Source organism: Gardnerella sp. DNF01180P, assembly GCF_049244205.1.
GTDB classification, from domain to species: domain Bacteria; phylum Actinomycetota; class Actinomycetes; order Actinomycetales; family Bifidobacteriaceae; genus Bifidobacterium; species Bifidobacterium swidsinskii.
In genome coordinates this window covers 866937-879535 of sequence record NZ_CP058386.1, presented here as the reverse complement: position 1 = coordinate 879535, position 12599 = coordinate 866937, and the positions used below count along the sequence as shown (strand labels likewise).

The following is a 12599-nucleotide window of genomic DNA, read 5'->3' as shown; positions in this document are numbered from 1 at the left end:
TGTTAACGTACTTCGCTCGCGTTGAAAGCACACTGTGCTTTCAACTTTGAGCAAGCTCAGCGAATCGAAGTGCATTCGCGAATTATATTTAATCGCTCATGCAAGTCGATTCGCCACTTTGCACCCAGCTGGTGAAGTGGGAAAATAAGGTTTAGGCTAATTATCATGGAGAAGAAATCTAAGTTTCGTTAGTCTAAAAATAAGGAGAGATGGCTATGGATAAGATAGATGAGCTAAATAGTGATGTGATAGTCATCAAACCTAAGCGGGTTGTTAAGGATTATGCTGTAGGTATTTATGCTCGTGTGAGTACGAATCGTAAAGAGCAGCTGGATAGTCTTTCGACTCAAGTGTCTGGTCTTACTCGTCTTGCTGCTTCTCACATGACTTGGTTTGTTGCTGATATTTTTCTTGATGTTGCTTCAGCTAAGGTTGGATCTTCAAGAAACGAGTTTAATCGAATGATTGATGAGTGTGAGAAAGGTAATCTTGATATTATTCTTACTAAAAGTGTGAGTCGTTTTGGTCGTGATACAGTAGATGCTTTAGAAGTATTAAAAGTAATAAAACAAGCCTGTGCAAGAATTATCTTTGAATAAGAAAACCTAGATAGCCAAGAAGATGATACAGATATGATCATATCCATTATGGAATCATTAGCACAATCAGAAAACGGACAGAGAAGTGAAAATATACAATGGGGTCTGAAGCAAAGAGCAGCACAAGGCACATCAAAACTTTATAATCGAAAGAGCTATGGCTATAATCATGATGAAAATGGAGAGTTGATTATAAATTTCCAACAAGCAAAAATAGTCAAGAAAATATTTAATTGGTACTTAGATAGGAAAAGTGTCATAGGCATTGTCAAAGAACTTGAAAAAGAAAATATTAAATCTCCAACAGAGAAAAACAAATGGCCAAAAAGAAGTATTGAAACCATGTTAGAAAATGAAAAATATACAGGTTCTGTAAAACTATTAGATTCAGTAAATAAAGAAAATTATTATCTTCTAAAAGACAATCATGAAGCAATTATTACAGAGGAAGTATTTAATAAGGTTCAAAAAGAAAAATCAAGTAGAAGTAATCTTAATGAGGACAATGTTAGAAAGAGCAGAAAATATAGTTCAAAAAAATAAAGTTATGTTATAGTACATCAGAGGATAACACAAAATTGTAAATATAAATGAGGTAAGATGGTGAAAAGAAAACAATTTGATGATTTTTATTTTGTTAAAGACGTTCAATTTCATGAATTAGATGAAGTTCAAGAGCATTATGAAAAAAATAACGGTGACATATCTTATTATAAAGGAAATATGAGATGTCCAGAATGTAAAGAAGCCAGACTAGCTTTTACACACAAAACATCAAAGAACCGTGAATACTTATCAAAAGAGCCTACTTCGAATCATTTAGGCAACTGTTCCTATAATTATGATTATGCTACTAAAAAACAAATAATTGAGTATGTAAAAACAATTAATGAAGACCAAATTCAAGATAAGCTCGAATCAGCATTAAATATGCTGATGAATAGAGACACATCAACAGACATTAAGATAAATAGTCACACACAAAGAGATAATCCACTTATTATAAAAAGTTCTAACGGGGGCAATTCAATACAACGAACAATCCCAAGAAAGAGTTTTAGTATGCGGTTAGATAAAGAATATGAAGGTAAAGTTTTTATATTCTATGGTAAAGTTAAATTAAAGGTTGAGCCAGTGAAACAAGCAGAGCAAGAGGGACGAGTTGAGCCATCTGAAGAATTTTTCAAACTATTGATTTATACCAAAAGAAGAGATGAGACATGGGGATATAAAACAAAAGTATTTCGTGGAAGAGTTGAAGATAAAATAGATGAAACTAAAGAATATGATATAGCAATTTTAGGGTATCTCGACTTTTCTTATGGGAATACACCAGAAATAAAGCTGGTAAAATACAACTCATTACTATATAGATAAAATCTTATGAGAGAGGTTATAACGAAATAATAATTATTTTTTAGCACTTTCTATAGTTGAGTCATATATTAGCCTAATCAAAAAAATAGTTGGTGCAGACGATAATGATGTAAAACAAGAATAATTAGCGGTTTTATGAAATAAAAATGAGATAGAATATAACCTAACTATCACACGTGGAGTGTGTTTGCCTAATGTCCAAGGCGTAATGTCGAGACGCGTGGAGTGTACAAGATTGATGTAAGAAAAATGCACACCATTAGGGGCATTCACTTAGGGATTTAATTCCTAAAAAATTATCGGCGTAATCGGTATTACTACCGGCTACGCCGATTTTACTTATGGAGTGGAATATCAACTGCACCTATGTAATTCCACTGTATCCATATGGTTTGTTTCTTGGTTCTTGTACCTGCTACCTTTTCAGATTTTTCAACATAAATCTTATCTACAAAGGTTCGAATGATCTCTGCATTAAGTTCTTGTATATCTGTGTATTGTCGTACTAATTTCAAGAAAGAATCCACGTTGAGACATTCCTCTTGCGCTTTAGAAATAAAGGCTTCAAGGGATTCAATCTTGCTTTTCAGTTCAGCTTGTTCCTTGTCGTAGGACTCAGACATGCTCTTAAATCGTTCATCAGAAATTTTACCGTCTAAGTTGTCTTCATAGAGATGCTGAACAATTGTGTCAAGTTTGCTAATTCTTGCTTTTGCTTGCTCGAGTTCCCTATTAGAGGACTTTAACTTTTGGGTTAGTTCTTTCTCGCTTTTCTTCATCACAAGTCCCACGAACTCTTCTTCGTGCTGTTTGGCAAATGAAGTAATCATTCGTAGCTCGTGAAGCAGTATTGCTTCGATCTGAATATTTCTAATTTGATGTGATGAGCATTTGCCTTTTTGCTTACGATATGTAGCACAGACAAAGTATTCTTTATCATGGCTCCAACCTTTTCCTCGAACCTGATAAAGCTTGTTACCACAATCCGCACAAAATAGCATTCCCGATAACACCGGCATCTCTCCAAGATTGGTACGCACTCGTCTACCATCTCTTATACGTTGAACAATATCAAAAGTTTCCTGGTCAATAATTGCTTCGTGTGTGTTTTTGAAAATTAGCCAGTCTTCTTTGGGATTCAATAATGTTTTCTTGCACTTGTACGATTTCTTTCTTGTTTTGAAATTGACCGTATGCCCAAGATATTCTTGCTTTTCAAGCATATTAGAGATAGTTTTTTGATTCCAGACTCCCTTAATCTCCGATTTCGCGGAAGGAATTTTAATACCAAGAGAGAAAAAATGCTCAGAAGGTGTTGGAATATTCCTTTTGATTAGCTCATTGGCAATCTGGCTAGGCCCATACCCATTAACGCAGAGTCTAAAGATTTCACGCACTACACTGGCAGCTTCTTCATCTACAATCCAATGATTTTTATCTTCAGGATCCTTAAGATATCCGTAAGGAGGATTGATGCAGAGCGGCTTCCCACTTTGTCCTTTTGCTTTAAACACAGCTTTTATTTTTCTGCTTGTGTCTTTAGCATAAAACTCATTGAAGATGTTGATGAAAGGTGTCATGTCGTTGTCTGACTGATTATTGCTATCTACGCCGTTATTTATTGCAATAAAGCGAATATCAGCGTTAGGGAATACCATCTCTGTATACATACCAACTTGCAGATAATCTCTACCCAAGCGTGACATGTCCTTGACGATAATGGTTCCAATCTTTCCTTCGTCAATGAGAGCAGTTAATTTAAGCCAATCAGGTCGCTGGAAATTAGTACCCGAGTAGCCATCGTCTACAAAGAACATAAGATTGTTGAAATGATTATCCTCGGCATACTTTTTCAGCATGCTCTTTTGATTGATAATGGAATTGCTGTCACCTTGTAATTCATCGTCTTTGGATAAACGGCAGTAAAGTGCCGTTATCTTGCCTACATTATCTAGAGTATAAGAAGGCTGTCTATTTAGTTTATTCATCTGTTTTTCCTCCTTTCCGACAGCCTTCAAGCGGTCAGTATATATTCCCGTATAACTCAGAATTTATCAAGTTATTTAGCTTCTATTACATGGTTTAAATTGCTTAAAATAAGGTGTTTGATTAGGTCTTTGACACCTTTCTGAGCACTCTTGCTTTCAAGAGAGTTAACCGTAAATTCAGTATTTCCGATTCTTAACACTTCGGTTTTTACCGGTGTATCCTTAATTTGTTCATCCATGCATTTTGACCTCCTTGTTTAAGAAAGTTGCAATACTTTAATTGCTTCAGGATGTACCAGTTTCCCATCCAAATACTCAAAAGAGAGGTAACCTATCTGGTCTATAAGAGAAAATATTTCGTTTAGAACCTTGATGGTTGGGTTATGGCGTTCGATAATCCAATAGTTGGAAAAATCACCAAAGGCGATAACTTTTGCTCCCTTTTGCGAAGAAGGCATGGCATTGTCAATGACCACAGGTCTGCCCATTAAGTTGCCATCAAAATCAGGTAGGATGTATGCTCCGGTAGTGTCCTTTAAGGTTTGAAGATAAAGAGCAGTTTCATCATTCATAAGCCACGTGGCATTTTCTCGATACTTACTATCTAGCGAGAAGAATAAATGTTTGATGGTATCTGCGGAAATCTCTTTTGCTTGCACAGCAACCTCAGCACCTGATGTATCTGATAAAATTCCTGTCGGCTTAGTTATCCCATCGCCATTTATAAAAGCTTCCGACTCACTCAATGTAAATTGCTTTGTCAGTTCGCTTGTGATGAACTCTTCGATATCAAAGTCAAGATCAGCTGTAAAATCCGTACCCAAACGAATAAGGTTAACTAGGGTATAATCCGTTACATCAATACGCTTAAAGCCATCTTTAATAGGCATATGCGTAATGATATTCGCATCATAATCTTTCATCCATTTAGTGAACGGTGTACCTTCATAGATGAACAATTTGCTTGATTGCGAGTGTGCTTTTACCACTGTACACAGTTTTCTAAGATTACTTTTGTTTGCAAGTTTTGCTTCGAGTTTTGCTAGAGAAGAAGTCGGCAAATCATAGGCACCTGTATGAATGTGGCGCAGTTTTCCTGCAATATTGTTCGCATTACCATTTGCGTCGCGCAGTACGTTCCAAAACGTGTTGTGGTAGTCCTGACTTGCTAGTTTCATTTCTTTTTCAATATCTCTGTTAATCATAATTGTTAGTTCCTTTCATTACTGTTTTCTGCAATTACTGCAGTAATTTGCTTGATTTTGCCCATTTACCCTTTTGAATTCGCTGTTTTTGCACGCAAGACCCTGCGCCCGTTCCCGAAGGGGTACTCTTTAGAGATTTGACCCCCCCTAGGGGGTTAGGTTCAGAAAGTAGTATGCGAATAAATTTCTAACAGCACAGTACCTAGGCAGGTTTTCTTTCTTCAATGTTGTCAAAAAGCTGAAATCATTTCAGTATTTTGATTTGTGCATGATAGTATTTCTTCTTCATGTTCAACACAGGTTTGCGATACGAATTACGCAATCATAGGCACCACCTCCTTAAACGTGGCATGATGTGGCAGTTAAATTTCGTTATTGCCTTATAGGGTTATATGGGGATATAGGTTATTAACTGCCACTAGTTGCCACTTAAAAAATCGCTAAACTCACTTTTAAGCCTGTAGCCTTTAAGAAGCGTGGTTTTTTCTCCGCCTGTCTTGGGACGCTTTCTTACAACCTCGGCAAATTTTCTTAATTCCTGATTGAAGTTTCTGCTGTTCTCAGAAAAACAGCCGTTATCAATGCACCACTTCTTGTAGTGGTCGTATACAACTGCCGTTCGAATCTCAGAGCTCTGGTCTTTAACGAGTACATCTTCAGCAAACTGTGCCATCTTGTCACTGTCGTGGGCATAACTAAAAATGGCATCAAGAACGCTATTAGGCGGCTTAAAGCCTTCATCTCGGAGGTGGGTAAAGCCTTCAAGAAGCCAGTTTAAAATGGCACTTTGCACCTCTTTTTTAGAAAACTCCGCCTTTAAGGTTTTATCCTGTTCCCACGCTTCAAAATGCCTGTTAAAGGGAATAATCTGCATGCGGTCGCTACTAAACACTGTCATATCGCTGATGACGGGCAGATAATTGGTGTTCACGTACAGTTTGAACTGTGGTTTAAAGTCAAAACTGTTCTCATGCAGGAATCGAGCGTTTAAGGTATCACTTCCCGTCATGTATTTAACTTGGGCTGAATTAAGGAATAGTCCTCGGCTCGGCTCAGATATATTGGCAAAGCGAACACCGGCAAGGCGTGCTACATCCTCGGTCGGCTGTGAGCTATTAGGGTTCTTCTTTAGAGCAATGGTTTCCGCGCGTACCGCTTTTCCGTAATCGCCCATCACAGACAGAACGCTTTCCATGAGTGTGCCTTTACCGTTTCTTGTGCTTTCTCCAAAAAGAAAGAACATGCACTCATAGCGTGTATCACCGCTTAACGCATAGCCTAATGACTTTTGAAGATACAAGGCTTTCTCACAATCTCCGCTCATAATTTCATCGACAAACTGGCGAAAACGTTCACTTCTTGCCTTCGGGTCATAAAACACAGGTGATACTTTGGTAATAAGATCTGTTGCTAAGTGCTTGCGAAATACACCGTGCTGAAGGTCTAAAGTTCCGTTTTGGCAGTTAAATAGATAAATGTTCTTATCGAACGCTTCCATCGAAATGGGGTAAACGCTTTGAGCTTCCTTGATATAAATCTCACGGTTACGACGGCTGCTCCATTTGTTCCAATACTCAACAAGCATGGAACGGGTTCTCTCGTCTTTAATGACACCAGCATAACGTATAAGAGAAAGAGCTAAATCCTTGCATAGTTCCATCGTTTTAAGCGTTCCAATATCGCAAGTCCAACGTACACCATCGAAGATGAACCACATTTTGCGCTCCGGTACATAGTGCAGAATGTTTTGGAAAATATCAGCAAACAATCTGCCATTACCTAAATCACCGTTGCGATATCGTATATTTTCATCAGGCTTTAGTTCCTGTAATTTAGATAAGAGATCATCAAAGTCTTCCTCAGCACTTGCATTATGGAAAGGCTCATAGAAGGTATGACATTTAGAAACAGCTTTCTGAATGGTTGTGTTGCCATAAGTATCCGCGCCACGGTGTTCATCCCACTTAGGACGGAATAAAGCAGACTTACGAAAAAGTCGGTCTATTTGCTCCTTGTTACCGCCACAGTAAAAGGCAAGAATAGACACAAGCGCGGCATCTGCTTCGCTATGAGAAGGGTAAGCCGAAATGTCACCATGCCAAAGTGCTGTAAATTTAGCTCCATTTATGGCGTTGCCAGCTTTTTCAATAACAGATGTATCGCTTAAATATGACCTTGTACACGCGTTATTTTCTTTTTCATGAGTGTTTATGTTTCGCTTCATGTACGTGTCTAAAAGCCACATGATGGCTTCATCGTCTTCTAAAAGCTCGCCTTCCTGATACACGTCGCCCGTAACTGTTAGATAGCGATTCGTAGCTAGAGCGCTGTAAACCTCAATATCCCCATGCTTGATGTAATAAGACTTTTTATCGTATGCGCCGTTAAACAGAAGCAAGATATGAAAGCCATGCTTACTTGGGCTGTATTCGATATAAGCGTGCTTGAAATGGGCAATAATCTCTTTTGCCCAGTCTTTAATGATGCCATTATCGATGCAGTGGTCTAAATCGATGCCTAAGAGGTTATCAACAAGCTTTATACCAATTCCGTCGTATTGGTCTTTTACTTTCATGGCATCATCAAGCGAGGTGAAATCGCTTAAGTTGTCTGTAGCTGCTTTCTTTCCCGTTATGGGGTTATAAGGCGGCTTAGTGAGCCTACCGTTTTCTTGCTGCTCGTACTTCCATGAACAAAAGATATTCTTGTTCTTTAGTGCTTTTGGCAGTTTCTCTAGATCCATATTTGATCCTCCTTTTCTAGAAGGCTTATCCCTTCTACATCACAGGCAAAAGAAAAAGCCGACTTTTTAACCTGTCTTAAAAAGTTTTTTTGGTCTTCTACTTGGTAGCCATGAAAGAGGGTGTAATCTGACGGTTTTAGAAAAAATTTTTGACAATAAAAATCTCCTAAGCATTCATTAGGCATTTGCCTTGAATGAATAGCAAAGGAGACTTTTTTAATCTGCTATATTCCGGAGTGGCTAGCTCTTTATATCGTTGATATACTCACAGAATCGTGATAATATTTAACTATTAAAATAAGGAGGGAATTATGGCTGTTAGTTATAAAAAACTATTACATCGCATGATTGAAGAAGATATTTCCAATCAGGACTTAATGAGAATGAGCAATATTTCCGCCAACATTATTACGAAACTACGCACTGGGCAATATATATCACTGGAAAAAGTGGAAGGTATCTGCACAGCTTTACACTGCACGCCCAACGATATTTTGGAATTTATAGCGGAGGATGAAAAGTAATGGCTAATAATCAAAAACTGGAACTTACGTGGCTTGGTAAGGATAAAGAAATCAAAATAGAGCCTAGGATTCTAGTTGAGGATAAAGAAAAATCAAACTGCAAAAATGATCCTAATACAGAAAACATGCTCATACATGGAGATAACCTACTCGCACTAAAAGCGTTAGAAAACAAATATGCAGGTAACCGCGATCACTTCTTCATATTTGAAGTAAGTACCGTAGATGAGAATCCGCTAATCTATCATTATACATATAAGAAAACTACAATATATTTAGCAGAAAAATAGGAGCAGTTCAATTGACTGTTCCTATTTTTAATATTCATAAAATCTAAAGTCTTTATACTCTTTAACAATGGAGTCGCCAACCAGAACAGACTATACTGACCAGCGACTACCTTAAATTTAATGTTTCAGATTTATTTTCTTATCTCTAATTTCATAAACTACATCTGCTACATTTTCGAGTAATCGTTTATCGTGGGTGATAAACACGATAGTTCCGGTGTACTCCTTCATTAGTATTTCCAAAGCCTCTAAACTTGGTATGTCAAGGAAGTTACTGGGTTCATCCATTATTAGGATGTTATATCTACCCATGAGCATTTTAGCAAGCAACAATTTTATAATTTCTCCACCGCTTAAAACAGATAAACTTTTTCCAATATCGTTCTGTTTGAACCCCATAGATGCTAGCACTGAACGAATTTCTGATATATTGTAGTCACAATCCTTCTGCATAAACTCCATAACATTCTGATTACTGTTGTACTTGTAACCATTCTGTGCAAAGTAACCTATTTTTGCCTTAGGCGAAATAGAAATTCCTTCTTCATGGTTTAAGATCATTTGGATTAAAGTTGTTTTTCCGATTCCATTACCACCAGTTAACGCCACTTTTGCTCCTAACGGAATTTGAAAAGATGCATTTTCAAACAGAGCCTTATCCCCAAATACTTTATTAATTTCTGCACCGACTATAGGGTATGGATTATGGAGCTCCAATGCTTTACTTTGCCTGAAACGAATTCTGCGAATGCCTTCCGGAGCTTCTACTTTTCCTAAGGCCGCAATCCTGTGCTCTAGGGTTTTAGCAGCATTATACATCTTTTTTTCCTTACTTCCTATTGATTTTTGATGAGCTAAACGCCCTCCGTCTTCAGTACTTTTTTTCTTTGAAGAACCTTTTGCCTTCTGTTCTATTTTACGAGCCTGTTTTCGCTTTTCCTCCGCAGCCCTTTCCAATCGGGCACGTTCCGCAATAAATTGTTCGTATTCTGCAGCTTGGCTCTTACGTTCTTCCTCTTTCTGACGAAGATAATCAGAATAGTTTCCCCAATACTCAGTGATTTTGCCATCTTTCAGTTCCCATATTTTATCTACTATTTCATCAAGAAAATAGCGGTCATGGCTAATAACTAACAGTGCACCTGTAAAATATTTTAGCTGTCCTATTAGAAAATCAATTCCTTCACGGTCTAAATGGCTCGTAGGTTCATCCGCTAAAATACCATGAACCTGTGCCGATAAGGCCTGTGCTATTTTAAGCCTTGTTTCTTCACCACCGCTCATAGTCTGTATATTTAATTGCTCAACACCTAGCTTGCCTACAAGTGCAAAATCTTTTTCCTCCTGCAGAGTTACTTCGTCCAACTGGGGAATATAGGCAAGTTCACCCAGACGATTCATTTTACATCCTGGGGGAGTTAATTCTCCTAAAAGTACCCTGAGTAAAGTGCTTTTTCCAGCACCATTTGCTCCTACTAAACCAATACGGTCATAATCATATACTTCTAATTCATTTATATCTAAAACATCGCGTCCTTTGAATTCCACACGAATGTCTTTTGCTTTTAATATTAATTCCATAACATTTCCTCCTGTCTATAATCGCATGCTTTCATTTGCTTGTATGCAGGGAAAACCCTGCGATTTTAGCAGGAAGAGTTACATGAAAATAAGATACATAAATATTCCTCCAATATTGTTTATTTTAAATCTAATTTTCTAACCTCAGTTATCATTTGGCAAACTATAGCAATGCCAATAATTAAAATACCTGATAGTAAAAACCAATGATTTACACCGATTTTATCAGCAAAGAATCCAGAAAGAATTAACCCAATTGGCATAGCAAGTGACATGATACTTCCGATCAAAGAAAATACACGTCCTAAATATTCAGGCTTAATTTTCTCCTGAAAAAGAGCTGTTTGCACACCGCTATAAAATGGCACCGAAAGCCCCATTATTGCACAGCAAACTACGAATATTACAAATCCATTTGGAGGAAGTATTCCCGAAACGGCTAAACTGGTCCCCATTATAAAAAATGAACTTGTTATTAGTAATACATGCTTTTCGAAGCCCCCTAATCTTCCTAATAATAAGCCTCCTGCTAGCATCCCAAATGCAAAGGAAATTTCCGTAATAGAAATATGCACAGGCGTTCCATTAAAGTGTTCCATGCTTATTAAAGGAAATAGTGCATTGATTGGCATATAAACAAAAGTATATAGTGTTCCTAAGAGTAATAAGGCAAACAATCCTTTGTTTTGTCTCAGAACCACAACTCCTTCTTTCATCTCCCTTATGAAATTTGGTTCTAAACTTTGCACTTGATTACCCAGCTTAGGTATACGTACAATTGCTACCGTAATAGATGCAATCACAGCACCCAATACGTCGATGGCAATAATAGCATTTAAATCCCAAACGGAGTATAAGAGTGCTGCAACTGCCGGACTAACAATATAGCTTATAGACTGCAAAGACTGACTATAGCCTGCGCATTTCGTTAGCTGTTCTTCTGGTACTAAAAGTGGTGTAACCGCATTGAGTGCTGGGGTATGAAAAGCTGTTCCAATGCTACGGATAAACAATACTATCATAATCATCCAGACAGGTAGCTCCATACAGAATGCAACAATAGCAAGCACTGCACCAGCTGCTGCGATAATTAAATCGGCACCAATCATTATCTTCTTCCTATCATGACGATCCACTAGCACACCAATGGCAGGTCCCAAAATCGCATAGGGTAAAAAACCTACTAATGAAGCCATAGACAAGACCATCGCAGATCCTGTTTTTTCTGTAAGGTAAAAAATAATCGCCATTTGCAGGATGGCACTAGTGATTAATGATACTGCTTGCCCTGCCCATATTGCATAAAATTTTCGTTTCCAATTGTTGTATTTTTCCATTTATATTATCTCCTGCATATTATTTTGCTTGAATTTCTATTTTGAATAGCATTCTAGGCAATAAAAAATGCAGGCCAAACCCCACAATGTGGCTTTTGGTCTGCATACATACAATTTGGAAACATTCATATTAAAGACATAGTTAAATAAAGGTATAGTTAAATAACCAATATCCTCACCGTAACTAATGAATGCTCAATATCGTATAAATAAGCACAACAAAAAAGCCTATCATCGGGTATAGATTCTGCTTTTTTTATTGCCAGCTTATCTTAAACGCATTGAGGCTGTCATAGTTTCGGTTCCTCCTACATCTTTGTTTATATCAATTTATAGTATAACACAACAAGATGATATGTTCAATATAAAAGTTATGGAATGAGACTCATACTTCCAATTCGATGCCAGATTTAAAGGATATGACGAAGTTTTCTTCATAGACTGTAACGCTCTGGATTATCTTCCTTAGTAGCAAGCGATTAGCTTTCACAAAATCTTCTGTTTGTAGTTTTAAAAATTCATCAGGATTTTCTAACTCAACCTCAAAATATTTCATTTTACATTCCCTCATTTCATTTATTGATAAATTGAGTTTGCAAAAAAGAGTGGACAATTTTTGTCTACTCTTAACCTTTAAAATAGTTTTTTTTAATCGATTTGAAGTTGCCTAAATTATTACTTATTCGGTAAAATGAAGTATTGCTTTCAACAGATTTCCTTCAACTACACTTCACTTGATTCAAACAAGGTGGGTACATTTCTATTCCCACAAACTCCTTGTCAATGGAAACAAACACGTACCCACAGGGTAAATGGAAATAGAAACTGATAATTTCTAGCTATCACTTCTACTCATTCCAAAAATTTTCTCACTCTGATACTTACCCACCATAAAGCAAAAAGCCTTGCAATCAAGGCTTTCATTATCCCTTTCGTTCAAAGGTTTCTAAGCTTT

Annotated in this window: 12 protein-coding genes; 5 read left to right on the top strand and 7 right to left on the bottom strand. The window is 37.2% G+C overall.

All coding sequences use genetic code 11. From position 1 onward, the window contains the following. Window positions 1–215: 215 nt before the first annotated feature. Genes HXT40_RS03385 through HXT40_RS03375 form a run of 3 tightly spaced genes read left to right on the top strand, consistent with a single transcriptional unit; the run spans window position 216 to window position 1976 of the window. Window positions 216–599 carry a recombinase family protein gene (locus HXT40_RS03385; protein WP_410310404.1) on the top strand — a complete coding sequence of 128 codons (384 nt, stop codon included), beginning with the start codon at window positions 216–218 and terminating at the stop codon, window positions 597–599. Between the two features lie 48 nt (window positions 600–647). Further along, window positions 648–1142, top strand: coding sequence for a recombinase family protein (locus HXT40_RS03380; protein ID WP_410310403.1), 495 nt, complete (start codon window positions 648–650; stop codon window positions 1140–1142). Window positions 1143–1199: 57 nt separating this feature from the next. After that, a complete protein-coding gene (locus tag HXT40_RS03375; RefSeq protein ID WP_410310402.1) occupies window positions 1200–1976 on the top strand; it encodes a hypothetical protein in 777 nt (258 codons plus the stop codon). Between the two features lie 335 nt (window positions 1977–2311). On the opposite strand, the gene HXT40_RS03370 is transcribed toward HXT40_RS03375, so the two are convergent. From HXT40_RS03370 to HXT40_RS03355, 4 genes are all read right to left on the bottom strand, one after another. Then, a complete protein-coding gene (locus HXT40_RS03370) occupies window positions 2312–3964 on the bottom strand; it encodes a recombinase family protein (protein WP_050567752.1) in 1653 nt (550 codons plus the stop codon). 71 nt (window positions 3965–4035) lie between these two features. After that, window positions 4036–4203 carry a hypothetical protein gene (locus HXT40_RS03365; RefSeq protein ID WP_004121940.1) on the bottom strand — a complete coding sequence of 56 codons (168 nt, stop codon included), beginning with the start codon at window positions 4201–4203 and terminating at the stop codon, window positions 4036–4038. Between the two features lie 18 nt (window positions 4204–4221). Beyond that, window positions 4222–5169, bottom strand: coding sequence for a phage major capsid protein (locus HXT40_RS03360; protein WP_004121942.1), 948 nt, complete (start codon window positions 5167–5169; stop codon window positions 4222–4224). Between the two features lie 418 nt (window positions 5170–5587). Next, complete coding sequence (locus tag HXT40_RS03355) at window positions 5588–7912, bottom strand: phage/plasmid primase, P4 family (RefSeq protein ID WP_004121944.1); 2325 nt, start codon at window positions 7910–7912, stop codon at window positions 5588–5590. Between the two features lie 311 nt (window positions 7913–8223). Here HXT40_RS03355 and HXT40_RS03350 point away from each other — a divergent pair, with 311 nt between their 5' ends. Beyond that, window positions 8224–8436, top strand: coding sequence for a helix-turn-helix domain-containing protein (locus tag HXT40_RS03350; RefSeq protein ID WP_004121956.1), 213 nt, complete (start codon window positions 8224–8226; stop codon window positions 8434–8436). Then, window positions 8436–8726 carry a DUF5960 family protein gene (locus HXT40_RS03345; RefSeq protein WP_004121959.1) on the top strand — a complete coding sequence of 97 codons (291 nt, stop codon included), beginning with the start codon at window positions 8436–8438 and terminating at the stop codon, window positions 8724–8726. Before HXT40_RS03350 ends, HXT40_RS03345 begins: the two co-directional genes overlap by 1 nt. Before the next feature lie 117 nt (window positions 8727–8843). Here the strand turns inward: HXT40_RS03345 and msr(D) are convergent, their stop codons facing one another. The 3 genes from msr(D) to HXT40_RS03330 form a co-directional block, all read right to left on the bottom strand. Continuing rightward, entirely contained in the window at window positions 8844–10307 is a 1464-nt protein-coding gene (gene msr(D) / locus HXT40_RS03340; RefSeq protein ID WP_000420313.1) for an ABC-F type ribosomal protection protein Msr(D), read from the bottom strand. Between the two features lie 119 nt (window positions 10308–10426). Next, window positions 10427–11644 (bottom strand): macrolide efflux MFS transporter Mef(A), encoded by a 1218-nt coding sequence (mef(A), locus tag HXT40_RS03335; RefSeq protein WP_000417519.1) that lies wholly within the window; start codon window positions 11642–11644, stop codon window positions 10427–10429. Between the two features lie 385 nt (window positions 11645–12029). After that, the gene (locus HXT40_RS03330) at window positions 12030–12200 is read right to left on the bottom strand and encodes a hypothetical protein (protein WP_000873143.1); all 171 of its coding nucleotides are present in this window, start codon (window positions 12198–12200) and stop codon (window positions 12030–12032) included. Between the last annotated feature and the right edge of the window lie 399 nt (window positions 12201–12599).

Bases quoted from the DNA above. Each gene is read 5' to 3' on its own strand.
- HXT40_RS03385 (WP_410310404.1), top strand. From the start codon at position 216: ATGGATAAGATAGATGAGCTAAATAGTGATGTGATAGTCATCAAACCT.
- HXT40_RS03380 (WP_410310403.1), top strand. From the start codon at position 648: ATGGAATCATTAGCACAATCAGAAAACGGACAGAGAAGTGAAAATATA.
- HXT40_RS03375 (WP_410310402.1), top strand. From the start codon at position 1,200: ATGGTGAAAAGAAAACAATTTGATGATTTTTATTTTGTTAAAGACGTT.
- HXT40_RS03370 (WP_050567752.1), bottom strand. From the start codon at position 3,964: ATGAATAAACTAAATAGACAGCCTTCTTATACTCTAGATAATGTAGGC.
- HXT40_RS03365 (WP_004121940.1), bottom strand. From the start codon at position 4,203: ATGGATGAACAAATTAAGGATACACCGGTAAAAACCGAAGTGTTAAGA.
- HXT40_RS03360 (WP_004121942.1), bottom strand. From the start codon at position 5,169: ATGATTAACAGAGATATTGAAAAAGAAATGAAACTAGCAAGTCAGGAC.
- HXT40_RS03355 (WP_004121944.1), bottom strand. From the start codon at position 7,912: ATGGATCTAGAGAAACTGCCAAAAGCACTAAAGAACAAGAATATCTTT.
- HXT40_RS03350 (WP_004121956.1), top strand. From the start codon at position 8,224: ATGGCTGTTAGTTATAAAAAACTATTACATCGCATGATTGAAGAAGAT.
- HXT40_RS03345 (WP_004121959.1), top strand. From the start codon at position 8,436: ATGGCTAATAATCAAAAACTGGAACTTACGTGGCTTGGTAAGGATAAA.
- HXT40_RS03330 (WP_000873143.1), bottom strand. From the start codon at position 12,200: ATGAAATATTTTGAGGTTGAGTTAGAAAATCCTGATGAATTTTTAAAA.